We start from the raw sequence: 26,820 nt of genomic DNA, 5'->3' as shown, positions 1-26,820 counted from the left end.
TCGCGCGCAACCCATCACATATTTGCGCAAAGCCACTGCAACAACGGCCGTCGTCACCCCGCCGTCATTTCCAGCATCGCATACATCTTCAGCAAAGCCACCGGCAACATGCGCCCGGACAGCTTGCGATCCGTTCCCATGATGCCCGACAGGGGGCCGCGCAGCACTTCCGCTGCCGGCGTATGCGCCAGCTGCCAACATGCCGCGCCCATCTGGCCGGCCATTAGCGATTGGCGCGCCAAGGCATGAGCGCCGTCCACCGCCGGCAAAGCCTGCCACGCATTCGCCATATAGCGGAACCCCGCCTTGGCCTCATCCTGCAGCACCAGCCAGCGCGCCACGGTGGCGGCATCCGCTTGGGACGCGGGCAGATTGGTCATGCCGAACAACTGTCCGGCCACCTCACCACTGACCGTGTCGATCAGCCGGGCGCAGACCAGCCGGACGGGCTCGCCACCGTTGCGGCCCGGCAGGATCACTTCCGTACCTGAGGCCCACAACGCCAGGGGCACGCGCTTGCTGCCCTGGACGCTGTGCAGCCCCGGCATATCGCCAGGTTGGCCGACGGGCAGATAGCCCACGCTCTTGCCCACGGCATTCAGATTGGTCGGGCAGTCATCCTGGATGACGCGCTGCCCGCCAGCGCTGCGCGCAACCCAGGCAACGCCCTGCTCGTTCAAAGCTGGCCACAAGGCGGAAGTACCGGTTTCCAGCATGTGTACGACCGGGACGCGCGCCAGTTTCTCGGCCAGCCAGGCCACTCGCGCCTCTAGCGCCAGGGCCGCGTCCGGCTGGGCCGGCGCCGCTGGCGCAAAGGAGGACAACAGGCCGTGCGGCAGCACCAATTGCTGCGCTGGTGCCGCCAAAGCCGTGCCGCGATCACTCATCAGCAGCGTGCCCAGCAAGGCCCCACCCGGGAGGCCCTCCCCCTTCATGGCGGTCTTGCCATGCATGGCAAGCAGGTGCCGTCCGCAAACCGCGGAAAACTCTCGACGCACCATCGCCAAGGGGTCATCGCCCAGGGCGGCTACGCTCGCGCCCGAACTGTCGCCGACATAGCCGCGCCAGGATGCGCGAGCCTGCACGCAGGCGGGATCGCTTTCCAGCCAGGCGATCGCGTCGTCCAGGTTCTGCGCGGCCTCGATGGACCCCGCACCGCCTTGCGGACGCAGGATGGCGGACGCCAGCAATTGCCGCTTGCGCGCTGGATCCACGCTTTCCGGCTCCCGCGACGCGGACACCAGCGTCGCGAGGTCTGCCTCGCTAGGGGTGTACAGCGCGCGGGCGCGCTCGACCATCGAGAAGGCGCGGTCGATCAGCACGTCGGCGCGGGCCAGCTCCATGTGTTCCGGCACTTTCTGCCCGACCGACATGTAATGGATGGGCAAGCGATGACGGATGGCCGTATCCAGCGCCGCGCCCAGGCGCGTAGCCTCGTCCAGCTTGGTAATGATGCAACCGGCGACATCCTCGCCCACGCCATTGCGATATGCATGCGCCACTTCATCCAGCGTGTCGCCTTGACTGGCCGCGTTGAGCACCAGTAGCCGGCGCACGGGTTTGCCCGCGTTGCACAGCATGGCTGCCTGTTCCGCCACCTGGCGATCGCGCTGGCTGATGCCGGTGGTATCGATCAGCACGATCTTGCGGCTGCCCAGTTCAGCCAGGATGCGGCGCAACTCGCCCGCGTCGCGCACGGAGTGGGCGGGCACGCCCATCAGGCGTCCGTAGATCTGCAGCTGTTCCAGCGCGCCGATCCGGAAATTGTCGGTGGTCAGCATCGCGACCTGCTCGCGGCCCTCGCGCGCCACGCAGCGTGCGGCCAGCTTGGCCAGCGTGGTCGTCTTGCCCACACCGGTCGGACCGACCAGGGCATATACGCCGCCAGCCAGGAACTCATCCTCGGAACGCAGCACGGGCAGGTGGGTCACCAGTTCGTTGCGGGCCCAGCTCAGCGCCGCTTCCGTCGTCATTCCTTCCGGCAGGCGCTCCACCAGCGTGCGCACCAGCTTGGTGCTGAACCCCGCATCCAGCAGGCTGCGGAACAGAGCCGCGCCCGCGGGTTCCCGGCCTGGCCCTTGGCGGCCGCCCCAGAGCAGGCCATCCATGCGGCTTTCCAAAGCGCCGCGCAGCGCGCTGATGGCGTCCTGCAGTCCGGCTGCGGCGTCGGCCGGCATGGCAGCAGAGGGCAAAACTGGCGGCTGGCGCAACGGCGCGTCCGGCATGCGGGCCATGGCAGGCGCGGGTGCCGGTTGGGGCGCGGACGGCGTATAGGCCGCAGGCGCTGGAGCCGCGCTTGCCGGCTGGCCCGCATAGGCTACAGGTACCGCCGGGACCAACCCTGCCGGCGCGGAAGCATATGCGGACGATGCGGCAGGAGCGCCAGGCGCGGCAGCGGATGCGGCGGACTGATCTGCGGGGACCTGGCGCAACGGCGGCAGCGATGGCAATTCAACCCGCACGGGCGCCACCGGCTGGGGCGCTATCGGAGCAACCTGGGGTGTCTCATCTTCAGGCTGCGTCGAAGAGGCGTAGGCGGTCTGGTATGCGGCGATCGAACGCGACGGCGTCGCATATCCGCCCTGCGGCATTACAGGCGTGGACGCGCGCCCTGCCTGCTCAGGCAGATCGAAGCGCATGCCCGCAGGCGGCAGCGCTTCGGGCGGCCGGACGGGCGCGGCGTCCTGGCGCGGCGCGGCCTCATGGCCGGCATCGTCAAAAGCGCCTTCGACGGTGGCCAGCACCTCCACACCGCCATCGACGCTGCGGTTCGACACGATCAGCGCGTCCGGGCCCAGCACCTGCCGGACCTGGCGCATCACATCGCGGCTATTCGCTCCAAAAAATCGGCTTATCTTCATGCCCCATTACCTCCGCCGATCAGCGCGGTCACACGCACCATGCGCTCATCGGGTATTTCCGTATTCGACAACACGCCCAGCTGCGGCAAATGGTGCCGCAGGAAGCGCGACAAAGGCGCACGCAAGACTGGAGACACCAGCAGCACCGGCGCGTTGCCCTGCGATTCCTGGCGTTCGACCGCAGCCTGCGCTTCGCGCAGCAAGGTATCTGCCAGCCCGGGTTCCAGGCCGCCGCTGGTCGTCATCGCCTGCGAAAGCACACGCTCAAGCTTCACGTCCAGGCCAATCACCCGCAGCTCGCCCTCTCCAGGGAACCATTGCTGCGTGATGGCGCGGCCCAGCGAACGGCGCGTCAGCGCGATCAGTTCGTTGATGTCGGGCTGGCTGCCCGTACCCGCGGCCAGCGCCGCCAGGCGCGGACCGTGCTCGGACAAGGTGTCGATGATGGTGCGCATATCGCGGATCGGCACCTCTTCCGACAGCAGGCCCTGCAATACCTTCTGCAATGCCGTGAGCGACAGGGTCTTGGGCACCAGATCTTCGACCAGCTTGGGCGCATCGCGTCCAATGCGGTCCAACAATTGCTGCACTTCCTGGCGGCCCAGCAGATTGGAACCGTGACGATGCATCAGGTGATTCAGATGGGTAGCGACCACGGTACCTGCATCGACCACCGTATAGCCCGCCACCTGCGCCTGATCGCGCAGACTGCCGTCGATCCACAGCGCCGGCAAGCCGAAGGCGGGATCAGTCGTGGGCGTGCCCTTGATCTGCACAGTCACGCCGCCAGGGTCGATGGCCAGCCACTGGCCAGGCATGGCGACGCCGTGACCGACCTCCACGCCGGACAGCAGGATGCGGTAATCGTTGGGCTTGAGCTCCAGGTTGTCGCGGATATGCACGACCGGGGGCAAAAAGCCTACGTCCTGCGCGAATTTCTTGCGCAGGCTGCGGATGCGGTGCAGCAGTTCACCATTCTGGGCGTGGTCCACCAGCGGGATCAGGCGATAGCCGACCTCAAGGCCTAGCTGGTCCACCATGGACACGTCGTCCCAACTGGCCTCGGCCGCCGCGGCCTGTGCCTGAGTAATCGCCTGTGGCGGCACCTCGGCCGCCGCGGCCGCTGCCGCGGTTTGTCGCTTGTACAGCATCCAGCCGCCCCAGGCCAGCGCGCCGGCCAGGGTCAGGAATGCAACGTGCGGCATATTGGGGATCAGGCCCATGATGCCGACGATACCGGCGGTCAGGAACAGCACGCTGGGGTTGGAGAACAGCTGGCTGAGAATCTGCTGGCCGATGTCCTGGTCGGTCGAAACGCGCGACACCACCACGCCCGCCGCGGTCGAGATCACCAGCGCCGGGATCTGGGCCACCAGGCCGTCGCCGATGGTCAGCAGCGTGTAGACGCGCGCCGAATCACCCATCGACATGTCATGCTGGGCGACGCCCACGATCAGGCCGCCGATGATGTTGATCGCCATGATCAGCAGGCCGGCGATGGCGTCGCCGCGCACAAACTTGCTGGCGCCGTCCATCGAGCCGAAGAAGTCGGATTCCTGGGAGACTTCCGCGCGTCGCTTGCGCGCCTCGTCTTCGCCGATCAGGCCCGCGTTCAGGTCCGCGTCGATCGCCATCTGCTTGCCCGGCATCGCGTCCAGGGTGAAGCGCGCGCCCACTTCGGCGATACGGCCCGCGCCCTTGGTGATGACGATGAAGTTGATGATGGTCAGGATCACGAAGACGATGATCCCCACGGCGAAGTTGCCGCCGACCAGGAAGTGGCCGAAGGCCTCGATGACCTTGCCCGCGGCGTCGGGCCCGGTGTGGCCATGGAGCAGCACCACGCGGGTGGAGGCGACGTTCAACGACAGGCGCAGCAGCGTGGCGAACAGCAGCACGGCCGGAAATGCCGCGAAATCCAGCGGCTTGCGCGTAAACATGGCCACCAGCAGGATCATCACGGACAACGCGATGTTGAAGGTGAACAGCAGGTCGAGCAGGAACGTGGGCAGGGGCAAAACCATCATGCCCAGCACCATCACGATCAGGATGGGCCCTGCCAGCAGCCGCGCATGCGTGGCCCCGTTACTTTTCAACATGGTGAGCAAAGCGCTCATTCCTTAAGCTCCTTGTGCTGCGGTTTTGGCTTGCGGGTCCAGCTCGACCGGCACGGGCAACCGGGTCGGGGCCGTCGGCTCGGCGCCCCAACCGGCCCGCCAGGAGCGCAGCTGGAAGACCCACGCCAGCACTTCTGCCACCGCGGTGTAGAGTTCGGACGGGATTTCCTGCCCAAGCTCCACGTGTTGATGCAATGCGCGCGCCAAGGGCGGCGCTTCCAATGTGGGGATGCGGTTCTCGGCGGCAAGCTCGCGGATCTTGGCTGCGATCAGGCCCGTACCCTTGGCCAGCACCCGCGGCGCGCCGCTCTTTTCCTCGTCGTACTTCAGGGCCACGGCGTAGTGCGTGGGGTTGGTGACCACCACGTCCGCCTTCGGCACCTCTGCCATCATGCGGCGGCGCGCCGCCTGGCGCTGCTGCTGCCGAATGCGCGCCTTCACGTGAGGGTCGCCTTCGCTTTCCTTGTGTTCCTGGCGCACGTCTTCCTTGGACATGCGCAGCTTCTTCAGGTGGCTCCAGATCTGCCACGGCACGTCCAGCATGACGATGATCATCAGCGACGCCACGATGAAGGCGCAGCACATCGCTACCAGCGTCAGCGCCTTGATCAGCGCCGCCGACGGCGCCACGTGCATCAGGCTGAGCATGTCGTCGTGGTAGCGCCATATGACCCAGACCGCCACGCCGCCGACCAGCGCGGCCTTGGCCAGCGCCTTGATGAGCTCCACCACCGTCTGTGACGAGAACATCCGCTTCACCCCGGAAATGGGGCTGAGCTTGGAGAAATTGAACTGCAGGGGCTTGCCCGAGATGACGATGCCGCCCAAAAGCACGCTGGACAACACGGCGATGACAGCCAACAGCCCGAAAATCGGCAACAGCACCAGCAGGGCCTGGCCGAAACCCTCCACCGCACGCTCGACCATCACGCCGGGATCGAGAACGATGCGCTGATCGAACGCCAGGCCGTTGCGCAACACGCCACTCAGGGTCCGGTAGAGCGAGCTGCCGCCCACCCAGATGGCGCCCACGCCCGCCGCCAGCATCATGAACGTTCCCAACTCGCGGGAACGCGCAATCTGCCCCTCCTCGCGCGCCTTTTCCAGGCGCCTGGGAGAGGCGGCTTCGGTTTTTTCGAGGTCGCTTTCTTCGGCCATGCTCTGCGGTGTCGTTGCGGCTCGCGGATTCTGGAATTACGAGCTGCCCGCCGAGATTCTAGGAGGCCCCGGGGTCTGGCGATAAGCCAAGAAACGGGGGGAAAGCGGCGCTATTCCCGGATGCGTTTCAGGCGGCGCGCTCCAGGCTCGCTCGGAACGCCCCCAGCCCGGGCAGCCCAGCCACGTCAGTGGCCTGTGGCGACCGCCAGCCGGTCTGCCTCGCCCTCTCCGGCCGCCGCCTGGAAGCGGTTGAAGTCCAGGCCGATCCGCACCGCGCCCCAATGTTCCGACCCCAGATAGACCGGGATGGAAATGTCATTGACGATTTCGCCCGTATCGCGGGAATAGGTCTGCAGCAGCATCCCGCCGGTATTGGTCGCCAGGCGCAAGCCCACCGGATCATCGAAGATGCGCTTGTTGCGCACTCGCAGGATGTCCTGCTTCGGATCCCCGGTAGGCGCTTGCGAAAAGCGGCGATTGTGGGCCGGCGCGTAACCCCGGCCGTCCACCAGGATCGTGTAGATTCCGCCCGGCACGCCATCCAGCACGCTATCAAGCAACTGCGTCACGGTCTCATCGATCTGCCGGTCGTAACTGGTGTGGTAGCGCGCAGGTTCGCTGCCGGGAATGCGCCGGTAGTGGCGGTCGAACACGTCGGCGCCGCGGCTCCTGGCGTCTTCCAGCAGGTTGACAGCGGCGTCGCGGAAGGCTTCGACAGCCTGGGACAGGCCATCGAAGGCGGTATTGCCGGTGCGCATGTCGGCCAGCACCTCCTGCACGCTCTCCGTCTGGCGGCGGATGCGGTCGATCTCGCCGGACATGCTGCCGACGCGTTTCAACACGTCGGCGCTCAACGCGGCGATCCGGCCCACCTCCTCGCTCATGCCGTGGTTGGTCGAGTCCACCTCGCCAATGGCTTGAACGACGTCGCCGACCTGACGGTTCATGCTGTCGAAGTCGCGCACGAAACGCTCAAAGCCGGAGCATGTCCGATCCAGCACTGCGCCGGAAGCGTTTACGTCCTCGCGCAGTGTCCCGGTCTGATGCTGAGTCGTCTCCACCAGCTCCAACATCTCGGCGGTATGCCGGCCGATATCGCTGGTGGCCGAGTTCACGCGTTCGGCCAGCCGCCCGACCTCGCTGGCGACCACGGCGAAACCCCGTCCCGCATCCCCTGCCCGGGCCGCCTCGACCCCGGCGTTCAAGGCCAGGAGCTGAGTCTGCAAGGCGATCTCCTTGATCAGCTTGCTGATGTCGCCAACGGAGTGGGCGCGGTCTGTCAGTTGACCGACCACCTCGGTGAATGAAGCCATCTCCCGCGTCATGCGCTCCACCCGCGCCTTGACGTCGGACAGTTCGGCCAGCGCCTGCTGCGCCGCGTGCAGATTTTGCCCTGACACCTCGGCAATCTCGCGCGCATGGGTGGAGGTTGACGTCGACAACGCGGCGATTTGCGCGCCGCTGGCCGCGAGCGCTTCCGCGGCCCGCGCCTGCTCCTGTGCCAGGATCGAACAATGGCCCGCCTGGAACTGCGTGCGGGCGGCGTTCAGCGCGATTTCGATGCTGGATTGGCGTACGGTCATGATGCGGCTGCGTATGCGCGCCATGAAACCGTACAGCGGCCAAACGGCCGGGCTGATGGATAGCGTACGTTCCGACAGGGTCGCGTCGCCGCGATTGAGCCGCCGCAACAACCGCCACATGCCGCCCAGGCGGAATACGGATCTGGCCATGATCAATCTCCTTGTGCCGGCCCGGATCGCCTTCTATGGGCATCCGTTGCCTGGCGCGCATTGCGCGCCATGATTCACGCTGCACGGCCCCTGATTATTGTTTTGGAGGGGAGTCTATCCACGAGGCGCGCTTTGCGCCCTTAGGGACTACCTTCATGCGCGGGCGGCACCACCCGGAAAATGCACCGCCGGAGTCCCTGTCCGGCGGCGCGGCTCCCGGCTAGAAGCCCAGGCTGGCCAGCAGGTCGTCGACCTGGTCCTGGCTGGTCACTACGTCGGTCTTGCCTTGCGGACTGATCTGCGGCCCGTTGAGCAGGCTGTTGGCTTCGTCGCGGCGTTCTTGCGGGACGTTGTCCAGCAGCACCTGCAGCAGTTCACGCTCGATCGCGCCGACCACGTCCATCATGCGCATGATGACCTGGCCCGTGAGGTCCTGGAAATCCTGCGCCATGATGATTTCCATCAGCTGGGATTGCGTCTGCTGCGCCTGCTTCGGCACATCCTGCAGGTAGGCGCGCGTGTCCTTCACAAGCTCGCGCGCCTCGGGCAATTCCAGGGGCTGGTCGTACCACTGCTGCCAGCGCGCATCCAGCGCCTGCGCCGAGCGCGACAGGCCATCCTGGATGGGGCCGGCCTGCTCGGTGGCGTTCAAGACGCGGTTGGCGGCCTGCTCCGTCATCTGCGCCACGTAGCGCAGACGGTCGCGGGCATCGGGAATGGCGTTGGCTGCGTCCTTGATGGCCTGATCCAGCCCCAGTTCGCGCATGCTGTCGCGCAGCATGCGCGTCAGCGACGCGATGCGGTGGATCAGGTCGGGGGATTCGCCCGGGCTCTCATGTTCCGTCGTGCTCATGGCTCACCTCAACCGGCGATTTTCTCGAAGATCTTGTTGAGCTTCTCTTCCAGCGTCGCCGCCGTGAAAGGCTTGACCACATAACCGTTGGCGCCGGCCTGGGCCGCGGCAACGATGTTTTCCTTCTTGGCCTCGGCCGTCACCATCAGCACGGGCAGCGAGGCCAGCGTCGCGTCGGCGCGGATCTGCTTGAGCATCTCCAGGCCGTCGAGATTGGGCATGTTCCAGTCCGACACCACGAACTGGAAACCGCCGTTGCGCAGCTTTTCCAGGCCGATGGCGCCGTCTTCGGCCTCATCCACGTTCTCGAAACCCAGCTCTTTGAGCAGGTTGCGGATGATCCGCCGCATGGTGGGGAAGTCATCCACCACCAGAATCTTCAGGCCCTTGTCTACCATCTTCTACTCCAGAAAAAATTTAGCTTGGACCGATCGGGGAGCCTTGCGCGTCAGACGCGGTGCCCGCGATCGCCCAGGCGAGTCAGAATGCGTTCGCTTATCGCCGACAACGAAACCACTTCATCCGCGGCGCCCAAGGCGATAGCTTCGCGGGGCATACCGAAGACGACGCAGCTGGCCTCGTCCTGCGCAATCGTGTGGGCGCCCGCGCGGTGCATGGCCAGCATGCCGGCCGCGCCGTCCTTGCCCATGCCGGTCAGGATCACGCCGATGGCGTTCTTGCCCGCGGCGACGGCCGCCGAGTTGAACAGCACGTCCACCGACGGGCGATGGCGGTTGACGGGTTCGCTGGCTTCAAGCTCGATCACGTAGTTGGCACCGCTGCGGCCCAGACGCATGTGCATGTCACCGCCCGGCGCCAGATAAACGTGCCCGGGCAACACGCGGTCGCCGTGCACGGCTTCACGGACCGTCACCGCACACAGGGCATCCAGGCGTTGCGCAAAGGAGCGCGTGAAGCCCGCCGGCATGTGTTGGGTGATCAGGATGGCCGGGCTGTCGGGCGGCAACGGCTGCAGCACCTCGCGGATCGCTTCCGTGCCGCCCGTGGACGCGCCGACGATGACCAGCTTTTCCGAGCTGGACAGCGGACGGCGCAACATGGGCGCGGGTGCGGCGGGCGCGGCGTGCGCTGCTGGCGCGCGCAGCTTGGCGCGCGAGGCGGCGCGTATCTTGTCGGCGATGATCTCGGTGTATTCGAGCAGGCCGTCGCGGATGCCCAGCTTGGGCTTGGTGACGAAGTCGATCGCGCCCAGTTCCAGGGCCCGCAACGTGATTTCGCCGCCGCGCTCGGTCAGCGACGACACCATCACCACCGGCATGGGCCGCAGGCGCATCAGTTTTTCCAGGAAATCCAGCCCGTCCATGCGGGGCATTTCCACGTCCAGCGTCAGCACATCGGGGTTATGGCGCTTGATGAGTTCGCGTGCCACCAGCGGATCGGGCGCGGTTGCGACCACCTCCATGTCCGGCTGGCTGTTGATGATCTCGGTCATCAGGCCACGCACCAACGCCGAATCGTCCACACACAAAACGCTAATTTTCTTCATTTTTGCTGCCTCGGCCCGCTCAGGACCTGCCCGCGCATTCATAGACAGTCTGCCCGCGCAGACGAAAGTCCCGGCTGATATAGGTGAAGTTCTCGGAATGGCCAGCAAACAGCAAGCCACCCGGCTTGAGCAGCGGCACAAACCGTTCCAGGATCCTCGCCTGGGTAGGTTTGTCGAAATAAATCATGACGTTGCGACAGAAGATCACATCAAACTGTTCGTTGATCTGCCACGTCGGCGCCAACAGGTTCAGCGTCTCGTATCGGACCATGTCGGCGATCTCGGGACGCACCCGGACCTGCCCTTCGTTGGCGCCCCGGCCTTTCAAGAAGAAGCGCCGCAGACGCTCGCTATCCATTTTGTCCACGCGCTCGGCCGGGTAGACCCCCGCGCGCGCACGGGTGAGCACATTGGTGTCGATATCGGTGGCCAGCACCGAACTTGCACTGGCCCGAGGGCCCAGCGCTTCCACCAGCGTCATGGCGATGGAATACGGTTCTTCCCCGGTGGAGGCCGCACAGCACCACACCGACACCGGGCCGCCGCGCCGTTTGGCAAAGTCAGCCAAGATGGGGAAGTGATGCGATTCGCGGAAGAAGGCGGTCAGGTTGGTCGTCAATGCGTTGACGAAATCTTCCCACTCGGCCGCATTCGGTTCGTTTTCAAGCTGGTCCAGATAGCTGCCGAAATCCTGCATGCCCAGCGCGCGGAGGCGCCGGGCAAGCCGGCTGTAGACCATTTCGCGCTTGTGCGTGCCCAACGAAATTCCCGCATAGGCGTGAATCATCTTGCGCACGCGCGAAAAGTCCGCGTCGCGAAAATCGAATTGGCGTTCCACCGAAATGGACGGCGCCTGGGTTGCCGCTGCTGTAGCCACTGCGATCCTCAGTGCCCAAGCGCAAGCGCGTCAGGCGCCTGCAAGCGGGTGTCGTCACCGGCGGAACGCGCCGACGACAGGCGCTGGGCCGGAACCTCGATGACCTCACCCACGTTGATTTTGAACACGGACACCGCTTCGGCCAGGCGCTGCGCCTGCTCCTGCAGAGAACCCGCAGCTGCTGCAGCCTCTTCCACCAGCGCCGCGTTCTGCTGCGTCACCTCGTCCATCTGCGACACGGCACGGTTGACCTGCTCGATGCCGCTGGACTGCTCTTCGGACGCCGCCGAGATCTCGCCCATGATGTCCGTCACGCGCTTCACCGAGGCCACGATCTCCTGCATCGTCGAGCCGGCGCGCTCCACCTGCTGCGAGCCCGCGCCTACCTTGGTCACGGAATCCTCGATCAGGCCCTTGATTTCCTTGGCCGCCTGGGCGCTGCGCTGCGCCAACGAGCGCACTTCGCCTGCCACCACGGCAAAGCCTTTGCCCTGCTCGCCCGCTCGGGCTGCTTCCACCGCTGCATTCAGCGCCAGGATGTTGGTCTGGAAGGCAATGCCGTCGATCACGGACACAATCTCGGAAATCTTGCGCGAACTTGCCGAAATTTCCTGCATGGTGTGGACCACTTCCGACACCGCCGAACCGCCGCGCTCTGCCACGTCCGAGGCGCTGGCCGCCAGCTGGTTGGCCTGGCGCGCATTGTCGGCGTTCTGCTTGACGGTAGAGGCCAGCTCTTCCATCGAAGCCGCGGTTTCTTCCAGCGAGGCCGCTTGCTGCTCGGTGCGGCTGGACAGGTCCGTATTACCCGCCGCGATCTCGTGCGAACCGACGTTGATCTCATCCACGCCGCGGCGCACTGACGCCACGGTGCGGGTCAGGCTTTCCTGCATGCGCTTCAAGGCGGCGAACAGCTGGCCGATTTCGTTGGTATTGCGCGCGTCCACGCGGGCGGTGAGGTCGCCACCGGCGATGCGGTCGAAGTGATGACCGGCTTCCTTCAGCGGCAGCAGCACGCGGCGACGCAGGAACACATAGGTGGCGAACACCAGCAGCGCGGCGATCACGCCGCCGGCGGCGACTGCCATCAGGACGAACTGGTAGCGCACCTGTGCCACTTCGTGCGCATCCAGCGTCTTGCTGGCGCGCCAGAAATCAAAGCCTTCGATGGCGCGCGCGTACCGGCCCTCGAGAGCGTCCTGTACTGTCTGGACTTGCTTCTGGTAGGCAGGCATGTCCGCCTTTTCCAAGGCGGCCACCAGCGGCGTCAGCCCTTGCCGGACCAGCGCGTCATAGGATTCGTCGATTTCTTTCAGGGCGTCGGCCGCTTCGGCGGGCCGAGCCAGGCTCTTGTAATACTCGTACTCGGCCTGCCCCTTGTTCATGGAGGCCTTGGCCCGCTCCAGCAGGCCAGCCGCCTCGGAGGACAAGCCCTGGGTCAGCAAGGTGGGCTGCCCCACGCTCTTCACGATGTCCGCATAGTTGGCGGCGGCCGCGCGGCCCAGGCCAGTCATGGTGTCCTTGTAGCTGGAGACCACGCGGCCGACCGCGTCATCCAGCTCTTGCGATTGCTTGATCTGCGCCAGGGTGCCATTGCTGATGCGCAGGGACAGCACGCCCAACGCGGCCCCTATCACCAACATGAATGAGAAAAACGCCAGCACCCACAACAGGCTGCTGCGTATCGTCATGTTTGCGAAGAACTTGCGCATCACAAGAACCACTCCCAGATTGAAGTCGTTAAAGGAAAGCGCCACATTGGGTTCAATATGGCGCTTTTACCTCCCAGCAGGCCGTTCCGATCAGGACGCGACCTTCTCCACCAGCGCCATTTCGTCGCTGGTCATCATTTTTTCAATATCCACCAGGATCAGCATGCGTTCGTCCACCGTGCCCAGGCCCGTCAGGTACTCGGTGGACAAAGTGGCGCCGAATTCCGGCGCCGGGCGGATCTGGCCCGAATTGAGCATCAGCACATCGGACACGCCATCCACCACGATGCCGACGACGCGGCGGTCGAGGTTCAGGATGATGACCACGGTCTGCTCGTTGTAGTCGACGCGGCCCAGATTGAACTTGATGCGCAGGTCGACGATGGGCACGATGATGCCGCGCAGGTTCGTCACGCCCTTGATGAACGGCGGAACATTCGCGATGCGGGTGACCGTGTCGGCGTCGTAGCCGCGGATCTCCTGCACCTTCAGGATGTCGATGCCGTACTCTTCGTCGCCCAGCGTAAAGACCAGGAACTCGCTGCCGACATCTTCATTGCGCGCGGCTTGCGCTTGCGGTTTGGCTGCCATGAGGTTTATTTCTCCATCAATTCAGAATGGCTTCGGGCTGCGACCAACGCTCGCGGTTGGCGCGCGCAAGCGCAAATACGTCGACGATCAGGGCCACGCTGCCATCGCCCAGGATGGTCGCGGCGGAAATGCCCGGCACCTTGCGGTAATTCGATTCCAGATTCTTCACCACCACCTGGTGCTGGCCGATCAGGTGATCCACCAGCAACGCAAACCGGCGGTCCTCGGCTTGCATGATGACCGCGATGGCCTGCGTGGGATCGGTCTGGGCGTCGCTGACCGAGAACACCCGGTGCATTTCGACCAGCGGCAGGTACTCGCCGCGCACGTGCATCACGCGCTCGTTGCCCGCCACCGAGTAGATCTGGTCATTGGTGGGCTGCAGCGATTCGGTTACATGGTTCAGCGGCAGGATGAAGGTTTCCTCGCCAACGCGCACCGACATGCCGTCCAGAATGGCCAGCGTCAGCGGCAGGACGATGCGCGTCGTGGTGCCGTTGCCCGGCTCGCACGACAGCTGCACGTGGCCGCCCATGTCCTGGATGTTCCGGCGCACCACGTCCATGCCCACGCCTCGGCCGGAGATGTCCGTCACCTTTTCGGCGGTGGAAAAGCCCGGCGCAAAGATCAGCTGCCAGATTTCGTCGTCCGGCGAATTCTCGTTGACGGGCAGGCCCTGGGCGATCGCCTTCTTCAGGATCTTGTCGCGGTTCAGCCCGCCGCCGTCGTCGCTGACTTCAATGACGATGTTGCCGCCGTTGTGCTGGGCCGACAGCACCAGCTGTCCGACGGGGTCCTTGCCAGCGGCGACGCGCTTTTCGGGCGTCTCGATGCCGTGGTCCAGGCTGTTGCGCACCAGGTGGGTCAGCGGATCGATGATGCGTTCGATCAGGCTCTTGTCCAGTTCCGTTGCGCGGCCGTGGGTTTGCAGTTCGATCTGCTTGCCCATCTTGCTGGCGATGTCGCGCACCAGGCGTGGGAAGCGGCTGAACACGTAATCCATCGGCATCATGCGGATGGACATGACCGCTTCCTGCAGGTCGCGGGCATTGCGCTCAAGCTGTTCCATGCCATTGAGCAGGCGGTCGTGCAGCACCGGATCCAGCGTGGATGCGGTCTGGGCCAGCATGGCTTGGGTAATGACCAGTTCGCCCACCAAGTTGATGACCTGGTCGACCTTTTCGACGCCGACGCGGATCGAGGTGGATTCCTTGTCCGCGTGCGCCGGAGCTGCCGCAGCGGGCCGGGCCGCGCGGGTGGACTGTGTGATGGCCTCGGCGGCCGCAGCCGACTCGGCGACGGCCGGCGCTTCGGGCGCCGTCTGTGCGGGAGCCGGCGCGGGCGTCGCAGCCGCAATTGGAGCAGCAGCCTGCGTTACGCCCGCCGGAGCAGCTTCGCGGCTGATTTCCAGCTGGTCGCCGTCGACGATGAAGCAGCATACTGCCTCGATATCGTCTGGCGTGCAGGTGCTGTCCATCCAGACGGTCAGGGCGCCGTCGGCGCGTTCGCTGGCCTTGACGTTGCCGAGATTGCCCATTTCCTCGAGGAGGGAGGCGGCGTCCTTGTCCGAAACCTTGGTGATCCGCACACGCAGAGGCAAGCTGCCGGCTTCCGCTGCCGGCGCTTGCGCGGCGGGCTCGGGGGCAGGCGCCGGGGCGATCACGGGAGCCGGGGCCGGAACCGGCGCTGCCACGGGTGCAGGGGCCTCGGCCGGCGCGGCTGCCGCGGCGGGATCCTTATGCTCCAGCGCAAGCTGCCTCAGTACGGCGCAGATACGCTCAAACACGGCTTCATCGGGCTCTTCGGAGGCCCGATAGGCATCCAGTTGGCTTTTGAGCACGTCTTTCGTTTCCAAGAAAATATCGATCATGTCCGTACGCAGCGCCATTTCGCCGCGACGGATCGCATCCAGGAGGTTTTCCAGCAAATGGGTCGTGCCCGCCAGCTGAGTGAAGCAGCCGAAGGTGGCCGCCCCACCCTTGATCGAGTGGGCGGCGCGGAAGATCGCGTTGAGCTGTTCGATGTCGGGCGCGCCCACATCCAGCTCGAGCAGCAGCTGCTCCATCTGCGCGAGCAGCTCGTCCGCCTCGTCGAAAAAGGTCTCGTAAAACTGACTGAGGTCCAAACCAGAACTCATGACCCGTACGCCTTCAAAAATGAACTTGCTTACGCGCCGGCCTGCTCGTCGAGCAGTTCAGACGCCAATTCCACCAGCACATCCGGGTCGACCGGCTTGGAAAGCCAGCCACAGACCCCCAGATCCCGGGCGGCCATCTTGCTGTCCACGTCGTCCTCGGTGGTCAACACCAAGACCGGCACGTCCAGGTACTCGTCCTCTTGGCGCAGTCCCTGGATCAGCTCCAGACCGCCCATGACCGGCATGTTCCAGTCGCTGACCACCAGGTCCACCGGGTGGCTCTTGGCCAATTCCAGCGCTTCCTGGCCATTGCCGGCCGTCAGGACTTTCCATCCCGCGCCCGTCAACGTCGCCTGGACGATCATGCGCATCGTCGCCGAGTCGTCCGCCACAAGAATCGTTGCAGCCATTGCTATCGAACCCCTTCCGCGGGCGGGTTGCTCTCCGCCTCGCCTGGTTTGGTTGCCGTCGTGGCCTGGGCCGCGGCTTGCGCCGCTTCCACCGCCGTTCCTACCTCTCGGGCATCCTTGGCGCTGACGTCCGCAGCCGCGGCGTTCTCGCTTTCGATGCGCCGCTGGGTGCTCTGGTTGAGCACCACAAGGCTGATACGTCTATTAACGGCCGCATACGGGTCATCTTTAACCAGGCTCATGCTGGACGACAGCCCCTGGATGCGCAGGACCTTGCTTTCGTTCATTCCGCCCGCCACCAGCTCCTGGCGCGACGCATTGGCGCGGTCGGCCGACAGCTCCCAATTGCTATAGGCGCGCTCTCCGCGAGCGTATTGCGAGGCGTCGGTGTGGCCGGAGATGCTGACCTTGTTGGGCAATTCATTCAGGACCGGCCCCAGTTCCCTGAGGATGTCGCGCATGTAAGGCTGCACTTCCGCGCGGCCGGTGGCGAACATCGGACGGTTCTGGTTGTCGATGATCTGGATGCGCAGACCCTCCGTAGTCAGGTCGATCAGCAACTGCGGCCTGAAGCTCTTCAGCACCGGACTGGTCTCGATGACGTTTTCGAGCCGCTTTTTCAGATTTTCCAGGCGATGCTGTTCGCGGCGTTCGGCGTCGCCCATGGGCTGGGCCTCGACGCGGTTGCCCTGCGCGCGGCGTACATCGCCCTCGCTGCGCAAGGGATCCCTGCCGCCTCCTGGAACCGCGCTGGTCTCGGCCGAACTGCTGGGCCCACCCGTAATGGCGACGCGCAATGGCATGCGGAAGTACTCCGCAATGCCCTTGAGCTCTTCGCGCGGGACCACGCTGATCAGCCACATCACCAGGAAGAACGCCATCATCGCCGTGATGAAGTCTGCGTACGCGATCTTCCAGCTGCCGCCGTGGTGCCCGCCGCCGTGGACCTTCTTGCGGCGGATCACCACACGGTGGTTGTTTACCGTGCTCATGGCCCGCTCCGTCAGGCCTTGCCGGTGGCGGTGGACTTGGCTTGCCGGACGTGCTCTTCCAGCTCACCAAAGGTCGGACGCACTGCAGAGAACAGCACCTTGCGGCCGAACTCCACGGCCAGCTGGGGCGGATAGCCGTTCATGCTGGCCAGCAGCGTGGTCTTGATGCATTCCAGCACCTTGGTGGCCTCATCGCTGCGGCGCTCGATGCGCGACGCCAGCGGCCCCACGAAGCCGTAGGCCAGCAGAATACCCAGGAACGTGCCCACCATGGCCTTGGAAATCAGGTCGCCCAGGATCGCCGGAGGCTGGTCCACGGCGGCCAGCGCCTTGATCACGCCCAGCACGGCGGCCACGATACCGAAGGCCGGCAGGCCATCGGCCATTTGCTGCAGCGCGCGCACAGGAACTTCGCGCTCATGGCGGTAGGTTTCGATTTCCTCGTCCATGAGCGTCTCGATTTCGAACGAGCTCATGTTGCCGCTGATCATGATGCGCAGGTAGTCCGTGATGAACTCCATCAGCTTGGCGTCTTTGGCGATGCGGGGGTACTCGCTGAAGATCGGACTGGATTCCGGGTCTTCGATATGCGATTCGATAGCCATGAGGCCCTCGCGGCGTGCCTTGTTCAGCAGCACGTACAAGAGCGCCATCAGCTCCATGTACACGTCCTTGCCGTAGCGCGAGCTTTTCAAGGCGTCGGGCAAGGCGGACTTGACCAGCATCAACGACTTCTTGCTGTTGCTGGCGAGGAAGGCACCAAAAGCCGCCCCGAAAATCAGCGTGAGCTCGAACGGCTGGTATAGCGCGCCCAAATGGCCGCCCAGCGCTATGAAGCTGCCGACGACCGACACGGCCACCACGAGAAAACCGATAACAATCAACACATCAGGCCCCTGCCAACGAAGTCTAAAACTGGCGTCAATGATCCCCTGTTCCCCCCGACCCAAAAAGGCGGGTTACGGGGGGTTTTCCAGGGCTTTTGATGTATTTGAATACCGCCGGTCAGAGCCGGGCGGCATTCGCAACGGGTGCGGGGCGGGTGCCGGAGCGCGCCTTGGCCGCAGCGCGCGTCTTGCCGGCGCGGGGTGGCGGCCGGCAGATCGCGCACACGAAATCCGACTGGGGATCATGGGCATGGGCGATGAAATGCCCCCCGCATTGGCGGCAGGCGGACATTTGCAGCATGCCGCTATCAAAAAAGCGCACCAGCATCCAGGCGCGCGTGAAGCTCAGGACGGGCTCTGCACCTTCGGCGGCATCGGTGCCGGCGTTTTCGAGATAGAGGCGATAGGCGTCGATGGTGGCGCGTATGCCCTTGCTGCTGGTGCGCGTATTCAGGAACGAATACACGTTGTAGAAGAGCGAGGAATGGATGTTCGGCAGCCAGGTCATGAACCAGTCAACCGAAAAGGGCAGCATGCCCTTGGGTGGCGAGCAGCCGCGGATTTCGCGGTACAGGCGCGCCAGGCGGTCATGGCTGAGGCTGGTTTCAGCCTCCAGCACCTGCAGCCGGGCTCCCAAAGTGATCATGGAGCTGGCTAGCAGAATGTCATCCGCTTCCTGCGAAACGCTCTTGGTGGCCATTACACGTGCTTCCGGATGGAATGATCAGGCCGTCAGGCCAATTCTTCGACAGGCTGCTTGGCCAGCAGGATGGTTGCGTGCGCTTGCTGCAGCGCACCGCCCAGAACGTCATGGGTCAGCGCGGACAACAGGCTGTAGTCATCGAAGCGGAAGCGGCACAGCAACGAGCTGGAGCTTGCGAGCTTGACCAATTGCGCCGGCGAAAGGCGCATGAGGATGTCAGCAACTTCATTGCTGAATCCCAGGCGGAACATCGACGCCGCGTAGTCGTCGCGCAGCATGCGCTGTGCCAGTAACAAATAGGACAGATTCACTTCGCGAATGTCTGTCAGCAATGAATTTTCGACTTGTTGCACGCCCAACTCCCTATTCCCTATCCCGCCGATGGGGGCTTGTGTAAGCAAAAGCACCGGAATTCCGTTGCCATTACGTTCGATACATCCCGCTTTGATGCGAAATGTATCATTTGTTCGCAATTTAAGTAAAATTTACCACAGCTGATGTCATTTTCTATGACTTATATGACAAAACTTTGTTGATGTTGCGCAACTTACCGTTTCCGATACACCTTGACATATAAATTTCAGACGAATTTACGTCAATTTGGCAAATAAGCATTCAAAACATTGCGTACTTTGAGGAATGAAACGGTGTTGTTTGCCGACAATGGCAGCTTGCAGATCACTAAATCCACCTAGCTTTAGCGCCGCCGCGCGTTTGTCGACAATGTCGCAAATTGACAACAACAGACCACGCGCCACGATGGACACCGCCCGACACTCCCGCAATGCCTCACGCAGATGACAGCCTGGTCGAATATGCCCCGCTAGTGCGGAAGCTGGCCCTGCAATTGCTCGCCCGGCTACCCGCCAGCGTAGAGCTCGACGACCTGATCCAGGCCGGCATGATCGGCCTGCTCGATGCCGTGCGCCGCTACCAGGAAACGGCCGACGCCCAATTCGAGACCTACGCCACCACCCGCATCCGCGGCGCGATGCTGGACGAATTGCGCGGACAGGATTGGCTGCCTCGCAGCGTGCGCGCCAAGGCGCGCAAGATCGAGCAGGCCATCCAGCAACTCGAACAGCGTTTAATGCGCGCGCCAACCGAAGCAGAAATCGCGCAACAGCTCGACATGCCCCTGGGTGACTATCAAACACTGTTGCACGACGCCCAGGGCGTGCAGATCGTGCACTACGAAGACTTCACCACCGAGCCCGACTCGGCTGGCGGTCAATCCGACTGGGCGGCCACCCTGAACCATGGCGCGGCCGGCGGCAATCCGCTGGATTCCCTGCTGGCCGGGGACTTCCGCCAGGCGCTGATCCACGCGATCGACGCCCTGCCCGAGCGTGAAAAGTTGCTGTTGTCACTTTGCTACGAGCAAGGACTGAACCTGAAGGAAATCGGCGCGATCCTGAATGTGACCGAGGCACGGGTGTGCCAACTGAGGTCGCAGGCGACGGCGCGGATACGGGCGAAGCTGAAGGAACAGGCTTGGCAGGAATTGCCCCAGGATGGACAGATTGCGCAGGTGATATAGAAGGACGCCGGGCGGCGAGACACCCTTGCCGTACGCCCCTGGCCACGAAAGCCCCTAGACATGACGGACGCGCCTCGCGTCCGTTTCTTATTGCGCGACGCCTAGAGAGATTACAGATAGGGAACCGAGGGCATGCATGGTCGGCAAGCTTCCAAAGCCCAACGCCTTTATATCTTGTAGGCGCCGCAGCAGCGGTCGTTGCCGCACTTGGGTTGCATGCCCTCCCCCGTCCGACCGATAGAAGAAAAATGTCGACTTTCGCGAAATAGCGCTAAAGATTGATTTAGGCCTGCCGTAATCCTGGCAACGGAGAGATTCCTAGACATCAAAGTCGACGAACTTTCCCGTTAACACCAGTGGGCGGCCTTGCTGCCCAGTTTGAAGAAGCCTTTCTCTCTTGGGAGCCTGAACATGGCTGCAGTCATCAATACCAACTACCTCTCGCTGGTTGCTCAAAACAACCTGAACAAGTCGCAATCGTCGCTGGGCAGCGCCATCGAACGCCTGTCGTCGGGCCTGCGCATCAACAGCGCCAAGGACGACGCCGCTGGCCAGGCCATCGCCAACCGCTTCACCGCCAACGTCAACGGCCTGACGCAAGCTGCCCGCAACGCCAACGACGGCATCTCGATCGCCCAGACGACCGAAGGCGCCCTGAACGAAATCAACAACAACCTGCAGCGTGTGCGCCAGCTGACCAACCAGGCAGTCAACGGCACGAACTCGTCGTCCGACCTGAAGTCCATTCAAGACGAAATCCAGCAACGCCTGGGCGAAATCGACCGCGTCTCGGGTCAGACCCAGTTCAACGGCGTCAAGGTGCTCGCCGGCGACAACACGCTGAAGATTCAAGTCGGCGCAAACGACAACGAAACCATCAGCATTGATCTGCAAAAGATCGACGCCCAAAGCCTGGGCCTGAGCGGCTTCAACGTCAACGGTGCCAAGAAGGCCACCGCTGGCGATCTGGTTGCCAACTTTGGCGCCACTGGCACGAACAACTTCAACATCGCCACGGGCACCAGCGCGGGCAACTATAGCGTCGATATCAAGTCGGGCGCCGTCACCAAGGCCGGCGTTGGCCAATTCGTCGAAGCGGGCACAGGCACGCTGGTCGCCACCTCCACGCGTACCAACGGCGCCGCCGTTTATACGGCTGCGACCAAGGCTGCGACCAACACCACCGCCACCGATATCGCCACCGCAGCAGTCGCTGCGAAGGCTGCAGGTAAGGCAACCGGCGACAAGTTCACGGCCTCTGGCTTCGAATTCACGATCAACGGCGCGATCGACGCTAACGGTAACGGTTCCTACACCGCCAAGGTTGACGGTGGCGACGTGACGTTCACGATCACCGATGCAGCCACTGCTGGCACCACTCTCGCCCAGATCACCACGGACAAGACCCTCTACACTTCGAGCGTGAGCGGCAACCTGACCACGAAGTCCGCCGAAGCCAACAAGACTGCCACGCAGACCGACTTGGATCTGCTGGGCGCTACGGCGACCGGCGGCACGCTGCAAATCAACGGCGCGCAATACGACGTGGATACGTCCGGCGAAGTGACCCTGAACGCCACCGGCAAGGTCATGTACATGTCTCGGACTGCTGCTGGTAACGTCACGCTGATCAACGAAGACCAAGCCAAGCTGGAGCAGTCGACGACTGACCCGCTGAAGACGCTGGATAACGCGTTGTCGAAGGTTGATGCCCTGCGCAGCCAACTCGGTGCAGTGCAAAACCGTTTTGAGTCGACCATTGCCAACCTGAACAACACGGTCAGCAACTTGTCGGCCGCACGCTCGCGCATCGAAGACGCTGACTACGCCACGGAAGTATCGAACATGACCAAGGCGCAGATCCTCCAACAGGCTGGCACGTCGGTTCTGGCGCAAGCCAACCAGGTCCCGCAATCGGTGCTGTCGCTGCTGCGTTAATCGAACGGCAAGACCTGACGGCGGGGTTGAGGAAAGCTACAGCCACTCTCACTCTACCCGCTAAGGCCAAAGTCTCTGGACATTGGCCACTAGGAAAGGATCTTGCTGAACTGACCCCCAGAAGTTAGACGGGTCAGAAGAAGCTAAAGCCCGAAGGCCTGAGCTCGGTACTGCACCGGACTCAGGCCTTTTAGCTTGAGTTTGATGCGTTCGTGATTGTAGTAATGGATGTAGCGACCGATGCCAGCCCGTAGCTGCTCGATGCTATCGAAGCGGTTCAGGACGAAGAACTCGGCCTTCAAGGTGCCGAAGAAGCTCTCCATGGCGGCGTTGTCCAAGCAGCTTCCCTTGCGCGACATGCTTTGGGTGACGGCGCGCGCGGCCAGCAAGCGTCGGTAGACGCGTTGTTGATACTGGCAGCCCTGGTCCGAGTGCAGCAACGGCGTCTCCGAAGGTTTGAGCCTTGCACACGCCTTTTTGAGCATCTTGGTCACCAGTCCCAGTACAGGGCGCTGTTCGGTTTGATAGGTCACGATCTCGCCGTTGTACAGGTCCATCACCGGCGATAGATACAGCTTCTGCCCACGAACATTGAACTCGGTCACATCGGTCGCCCACTTCTGGTTGGGCCGCGATGCCTCGAACTAGCGCTTGAGCAAGTCAGGTGCGATCCGCCCAGCTTCACCCCGATACGAGCGATATTTCTTGGCCCGCACCAGCGACTTCAGGCCCAGAGTCTGCATCAGGCGTTGCACCGTCTTGTGGTTGACCAGTTCGCCCGCCTGGCGCAGCGATGCCGTGATCCGACGGTAGCCGTAACGCCCCTTGTGACGAGCGTAGACGGCACCAATCCGGGCTTTCAGGCCAGCGTACTTATCCGCCACGCCTTGCGCCTTCAGGTGATAGTAGAACGTGCTGCGCGACAGCCAAGCCACGCGCAACAAGAGTGCCAGCGGGTATGCCGACCTTAATCCTTGGACCATTTGCGCTTCTTCACCAGCGCTTCGGTCTTTTCCGCTTGGATCGAGGCCTCTAGTTTTTTTAGGTAACCGAGCTCCGCACGCAGATTGGCATTCTCTTTGCGCAACTCATCCTCGGTCATGTCTTTAGGGATCGGTGCCGGGTGATATTTGTGCGGCATGGGGCGTCTACCTTTAGGTTGTGGCGCCAGTGCGCCCACTCCCCCAACATCATACCGGCCGCGCCAGATTCCGATGGCGCCAGCGTGACGAATGTCATACAGCGTGGCCGCCTGCTGATCTGACAGGCTCTCACGCTCGATCCGCTCGAGCCCTTCGCGCTTGAAGGCCGCACTGTAGTGGCTGAACTTCTTGCAAAAACCCCCGAAGGTTGGATCTATGTCCAACTTTCGGGGGGGCAGTTCAAATGCCGGCTCTTTTCTTCTTGACATCTGCCGGTGCAATTCGTTGAACGGAATTGCACCGTTTGGCCCTCTTATTCAACCTCCGCAACTGAAAGAGTGGCGGCCCACAGTAAAAAGTGCGGCCCCGCGTATTGAGCAGTTGGCTTTCGATCGCAGTGCAGCTCAAGTCACGGCTGCGGAAGGCGAACTCTGCTCCGGATATCCGTGACCTGGCGCGCAGTCAGATGCCGCCGGACAATACCCCGCGTTTTCGCAGCAAATCCAGCAAGACACGCAACGCAATCTGTGCTGCTGTCTCCAGATTGCGCTGCCCGCGTAACGATTTTCCATCGATTGCGCTAACCTTGCCTTGCGTCCATGCTTCGCACAAAAGCGTCCGCAGCTGCCTGAGGCTATGCTGACCGTCAAGAAAGGGCAGGACGAGCATCTCGGCCTCGCGCAGAGTCAAGTTCACGTTTTCATGCCAGAGATTGAATCCGCCCGTCATCGTTCTTCCCTGCAAGCGCATGCTGTGAACTTTCAAGAAAGCCAAATCGACGCTTGGCAATCCTTCTGTGAACGCAGCCTCGTTCGGCAACGGCTCTCGAGCCAGATGAACCATGCCAATTCTGCACAAACTATGCACGGCAGCTAGCGCGTCCGCATGGGCCGTCTCCTCGCTTATCGGCTCGACGCAGCGAGCTTTTACAGCTGCCACAATGTCCGAAAAAGGCACCGACGCCGGCCACGCCGTACTAAGCGCCTCAGTCGTTGCCAACACCAAGGGGTCATTCGTCGTTAACTCACCGCCGGTTTGATTACAAAGTACGGTTTGCCCTGCTGCGGCCGCCTCGGCATTGTTCACGTGGGCATACATTCCGGCAAAGCGTAGCTGGGCCAAACGATTCTGATCGGGCAAATCCAATATGAATGAAGCCAATTCAGCAGGGACCAACAGGCTCTTTCGAAACGACCGACCGACCGCGAAATCCAGAAACTGCTGCCGCATCGCTTTGGGCTGCCCAATTGCCGTTAGGCTTAGATTCAATTGCACGTTTTGGCCATAAAGTGCAGCCACCTCAGACTGGCTCTCAGCATCTCCCACATAAACCAACCCAGCATCTTGTGCGGCACTGAGAAACTCGACTAAGTAGCACGGCGTGTTAAAGGCCTCGAGATACTCATGGGTCAAGTAGTAATCCGAGTAGCGCTCCAAGCCGGCGACCGCCTGGGTAAGCGCTGACGCCATGGGATTGCTAGAGGCTACCCCTTGGGACAGCAACGACAACATCGCCTTGCCCCTGGCGAGTCGCTCACCATCGTCGGAAGCTCCGACGGTGTTCAACATCATCGCATCGCGCAAGACGTCATTCGCCTTCCACCCGGGATAGGTGTTGTAGCTGATGTACACCAAGCCATCCTTGCTAAGGTTCTCTCGGCAAAGCCGCAGCATGGCGGCCTTTATTTCAGGCGGCACCCAACTAAACACACCGTGCGCGATGATGTAGTCGAATTCACCGAAATCCGACGTGATATCGGCCAGACTCATTGCATGAAGTTGTACGTTCTTCAGGTCCAACTCGGCAACAACCCGACGTCCCTCTTCAATCTGTACCGAAGACAGATCGACGCCGACCACCTGCGCATCAGGATATGCCACAGCGAACGGCAACAGATTGCCGCCGGACGCGCAACCCAATTCAAGTACTCGTGCTCGATCCAATGGGACTGTGTCAATGCCATACAGAAATGCGGTCGCACGCAAATGGCGCGGCCCCGCGTAGTGAAATGCATGCGAAGCATATGGGACATTGTCATAGTCAGCAGCTATCTGCTGATCAACCGCTGTGTGAATATTCATGAAGATCCTGTCAAGCGCAATCATCCTGACGTGAGCGTATCAGCAACCAGAATTGGCCAAACTCGCGAATAACGCCGCAATTGACCAGCATCCCTTGATCGTAGAGGGGACACTTCTGCAGGAAACCGCACGCTCGGAGTCCGTCTCTTGTGACTGATTCGACCATTCGACAGCAACGAACACATGAATGGATCAATCCTTTTTCGAATGCCTCTTTTGCGCTTCTATTCGTGGCTTGACCGGGCTGATTCCTGCTCCATAATTGCGGCCGCAGCTTTGTATCTATATTTTTCACGCCATGTCCGCCACGCCCCCCGATCCACTCGCTACGCAGCACGACAGCACCCCGGATCCAGATGTCCTGGCACCGATGGACGAGCAGACCCTGCGTCTGCGCGAAGAGAACCGCGCCTTGCGCGAATTGTTGGTGGCGCAGGCGCAAGCCGCCCCTCCCCCACAGGAACCCGGTCCGGTGCGGCGAACGTTCTGGTGGTTGATTTCCGCACCGGGTGCGGCACTGGTTGGATGGCGCGCCCTGGTGAGACGCGAAGACGCGCGCCCGATCACGGGCAAACGCGTAGGTTATGCCACGTTGACTGTGCTGTATACGCTGGCGATCTACGGTGCGCTGGTGCTATTGGTGGTGTCGTGGAGTTCGCCGAATACGGCGGTTTCAGGCGCCACGGCTGCCGGCCCGGTGCGGGTGCCTCTAACGTCCGCACCGACTTCGCATACAGAACCCGGAATCGCTCAGCCAGAACTAACGCCGGCTACCGCGCCTGCGCCACTGCAGATTCCAGGTTCGGATTCCGATTCGCGTTCGGAGTCGGGCACAGCAGAATCCCGACCTGAGCCCAGCCCCGGGTTCGAACCAACTTCTGCTGGCCATCAAACCGTTCCGCCAACACAGTCCGAGCACGCAGCAATGCCGCGCGAGGCGACGAGCACGGCGGACAGAGCAAGCGCCGCCCCCAGGTCCACCCTGCGCGTGACCGAGATCCCCGCCGAAGATCCCATGGCCTGGGTCGGCGAGCTAAAAAACGAGTTGGCACGTTGCGCAACGCTGGGGTTCTTTGAACGCCCCGATTGCTCCTGGGCCGCGCGCAGGCAATTCTGCGAACCAAACCGGGCATGGGGCAACATCAAGGAATGCCCAAACCGACCGTGAGGGCATGGGTTTTCGCTTGTCGAGAAGCGCTTAAAGGTGGTACTGGCCCTGGACGAATCCGGTGGGAGCACACAATGACACGCAAAGCACATTCCCCAGGCACCGGCAACGTCTTGCGGGATCTTGGTTTCGAGAACGCCGCCGAACTGTCGGCCAAGGGGGCGCTCACGCTCAAGCTCGATGAACTGATCGACCAACGCGGACTCAATTAGAGCGTAGCCGCTGCGCTTACGGACATGATCCAGCCCAAGGTTTCACAGATTCGCCGCTATAAGTTGCAGAACATCTCGCTGGAACGCTTGATAAGGGCCTTGGTGTCGCTGGGTCAGCATATGGAGATCGTAGTGGAACCGGCGCGTCGGGCCCATGCGCCGAGAATTACCGCTGCCGCGTGAATATCCGTTTTCGCAGC

20 protein-coding genes and 2 pseudogenes are annotated in these 26,820 nt (G+C 62.9%); 4 read left to right on the top strand and 18 right to left on the bottom strand.

The window, feature by feature from the left end:
- Positions 1 to 53 precede the first annotated feature (53 nt).
- The 16 genes from flhF to flhD all read right to left on the bottom strand — a co-directional run bounded on the left by flhF (position 54) and on the right by flhD (position 18,891).
- Positions 54 to 2,861, bottom strand: coding sequence for a flagellar biosynthesis GTPase FlhF (gene flhF / locus HV793_RS11985; RefSeq protein WP_175213234.1), 2,808 nt, complete (start codon positions 2,859 to 2,861; stop codon positions 54 to 56).
- Positions 2,858 to 4,978, bottom strand: coding sequence for a flagellar biosynthesis protein FlhA (flhA, locus tag HV793_RS11980; RefSeq protein ID WP_119452092.1), 2,121 nt, complete (start codon positions 4,976 to 4,978; stop codon positions 2,858 to 2,860). The genes flhF and flhA overlap by 4 nt, the downstream gene beginning before the upstream one ends.
- Positions 4,979 to 4,981: 3 nt before the next feature.
- Positions 4,982 to 6,136 carry a flagellar biosynthesis protein FlhB gene (gene flhB, locus HV793_RS11975; protein ID WP_054456664.1) on the bottom strand — a complete coding sequence of 385 codons (1,155 nt, stop codon included), beginning with the start codon at positions 6,134 to 6,136 and terminating at the stop codon, positions 4,982 to 4,984.
- Positions 6,137 to 6,321: 185 nt separating this feature from the next.
- Positions 6,322 to 7,869, bottom strand: a complete 1,548-nt coding sequence (locus HV793_RS11970) for a methyl-accepting chemotaxis protein (protein WP_244958636.1) — start codon at positions 7,867 to 7,869, stop codon at positions 6,322 to 6,324.
- A 220-nt stretch (positions 7,870 to 8,089) separates the two neighbouring features.
- Positions 8,090 to 8,722, bottom strand: coding sequence for a protein phosphatase CheZ (cheZ, locus tag HV793_RS11965; RefSeq protein ID WP_054456663.1), 633 nt, complete (start codon positions 8,720 to 8,722; stop codon positions 8,090 to 8,092).
- Between the two features lie 8 nt (positions 8,723 to 8,730).
- Positions 8,731 to 9,120, bottom strand: coding sequence for a chemotaxis response regulator CheY (gene cheY, locus HV793_RS11960; protein WP_175213233.1), 390 nt, complete (start codon positions 9,118 to 9,120; stop codon positions 8,731 to 8,733).
- 50 nt (positions 9,121 to 9,170) lie between these two features.
- Positions 9,171 to 10,229, bottom strand: coding sequence for a protein-glutamate methylesterase/protein-glutamine glutaminase (locus HV793_RS11955; protein ID WP_013393378.1), 1,059 nt, complete (start codon positions 10,227 to 10,229; stop codon positions 9,171 to 9,173).
- Between the two features lie 19 nt (positions 10,230 to 10,248).
- Positions 10,249 to 11,106, bottom strand: a complete 858-nt coding sequence (locus tag HV793_RS11950) for a CheR family methyltransferase (protein WP_054456662.1) — start codon at positions 11,104 to 11,106, stop codon at positions 10,249 to 10,251.
- 8 nt (positions 11,107 to 11,114) lie between these two features.
- Positions 11,115 to 12,818, bottom strand: a complete 1,704-nt coding sequence (locus HV793_RS11945) for a methyl-accepting chemotaxis protein (RefSeq protein ID WP_119451937.1) — start codon at positions 12,816 to 12,818, stop codon at positions 11,115 to 11,117.
- 90 nt (positions 12,819 to 12,908) lie between these two features.
- A complete protein-coding gene (cheW, locus tag HV793_RS11940; RefSeq protein WP_054456661.1) occupies positions 12,909 to 13,409 on the bottom strand; it encodes a chemotaxis protein CheW in 501 nt (166 codons plus the stop codon).
- A gap of 16 nt (positions 13,410 to 13,425) precedes the next feature.
- Complete coding sequence (gene cheA / locus HV793_RS11935; RefSeq protein ID WP_119451935.1) at positions 13,426 to 15,546, bottom strand: chemotaxis protein CheA; 2,121 nt, start codon at positions 15,544 to 15,546, stop codon at positions 13,426 to 13,428.
- 29 nt (positions 15,547 to 15,575) lie between these two features.
- Positions 15,576 to 15,956: a response regulator gene (locus tag HV793_RS11930; RefSeq protein WP_054456659.1), complete on the bottom strand. Its 381-nt coding sequence runs from the start codon at positions 15,954 to 15,956 to the stop codon at positions 15,576 to 15,578.
- A gap of 2 nt (positions 15,957 to 15,958) precedes the next feature.
- Positions 15,959 to 16,948 carry a flagellar motor protein MotB gene (motB, locus tag HV793_RS11925; protein WP_054456658.1) on the bottom strand — a complete coding sequence of 330 codons (990 nt, stop codon included), beginning with the start codon at positions 16,946 to 16,948 and terminating at the stop codon, positions 15,959 to 15,961.
- Between the two features lie 11 nt (positions 16,949 to 16,959).
- Positions 16,960 to 17,835, bottom strand: a complete 876-nt coding sequence (gene motA / locus HV793_RS11920) for a flagellar motor stator protein MotA (RefSeq protein WP_054456657.1) — start codon at positions 17,833 to 17,835, stop codon at positions 16,960 to 16,962.
- 118 nt (positions 17,836 to 17,953) lie between these two features.
- Positions 17,954 to 18,535, bottom strand: a complete 582-nt coding sequence (gene flhC, locus HV793_RS11915) for a flagellar transcriptional regulator FlhC (RefSeq protein ID WP_118934083.1) — start codon at positions 18,533 to 18,535, stop codon at positions 17,954 to 17,956.
- Positions 18,536 to 18,567: 32 nt separating this feature from the next.
- Complete coding sequence (gene flhD, locus HV793_RS11910; RefSeq protein WP_013393369.1) at positions 18,568 to 18,891, bottom strand: flagellar transcriptional regulator FlhD; 324 nt, start codon at positions 18,889 to 18,891, stop codon at positions 18,568 to 18,570.
- Positions 18,892 to 19,322: 431 nt separating this feature from the next.
- Between flhD and HV793_RS11905 the strand changes: the two genes are divergently transcribed.
- Both HV793_RS11905 and HV793_RS11900 read left to right on the top strand, forming a co-directional pair.
- A complete protein-coding gene (locus HV793_RS11905) occupies positions 19,323 to 20,078 on the top strand; it encodes an RNA polymerase sigma factor FliA (protein WP_054456655.1) in 756 nt (251 codons plus the stop codon).
- A 411-nt stretch (positions 20,079 to 20,489) separates the two neighbouring features.
- Positions 20,490 to 22,016, top strand: coding sequence for a flagellin N-terminal helical domain-containing protein (locus tag HV793_RS11900; RefSeq protein WP_175213232.1), 1,527 nt, complete (start codon positions 20,490 to 20,492; stop codon positions 22,014 to 22,016).
- Between the two features lie 143 nt (positions 22,017 to 22,159).
- On the opposite strand, the pseudogene HV793_RS31085 reads toward HV793_RS11900, so the two are convergent.
- A pseudogene (locus tag HV793_RS31085) lies at positions 22,160 to 23,307 on the bottom strand (IS3 family transposase); the annotation flags it as partial.
- Between the two features lie 313 nt (positions 23,308 to 23,620).
- The gene (locus HV793_RS11880) at positions 23,621 to 25,240 is read right to left on the bottom strand and encodes a class I SAM-dependent methyltransferase (RefSeq protein WP_175213228.1); all 1,620 of its coding nucleotides are present in this window, start codon (positions 25,238 to 25,240) and stop codon (positions 23,621 to 23,623) included.
- Between the two features lie 370 nt (positions 25,241 to 25,610).
- Here HV793_RS11880 and HV793_RS11875 point away from each other — a divergent pair, with 370 nt between their 5' ends.
- Together HV793_RS11875 and HV793_RS11870 are read left to right on the top strand one after the other, a co-directional pair.
- On the top strand, positions 25,611 to 26,408 hold the full coding sequence (locus tag HV793_RS11875; protein ID WP_244958635.1) for a hypothetical protein: 798 nt from the start codon (positions 25,611 to 25,613) through the stop codon (positions 26,406 to 26,408).
- A gap of 74 nt (positions 26,409 to 26,482) precedes the next feature.
- Positions 26,483 to 26,803 (top strand): annotated as a pseudogene (locus tag HV793_RS11870) (helix-turn-helix domain-containing protein).
- Positions 26,804 to 26,820 lie beyond the last annotated feature (17 nt).

Origin of the sequence: Achromobacter aegrifaciens, from assembly GCF_902859965.1 — a bacterium.
GTDB classification, from domain to species: domain Bacteria; phylum Pseudomonadota; class Gammaproteobacteria; order Burkholderiales; family Burkholderiaceae_B; genus Achromobacter; species Achromobacter aegrifaciens.
This window is presented reverse-complemented; position numbering and strand designations above follow the sequence as displayed.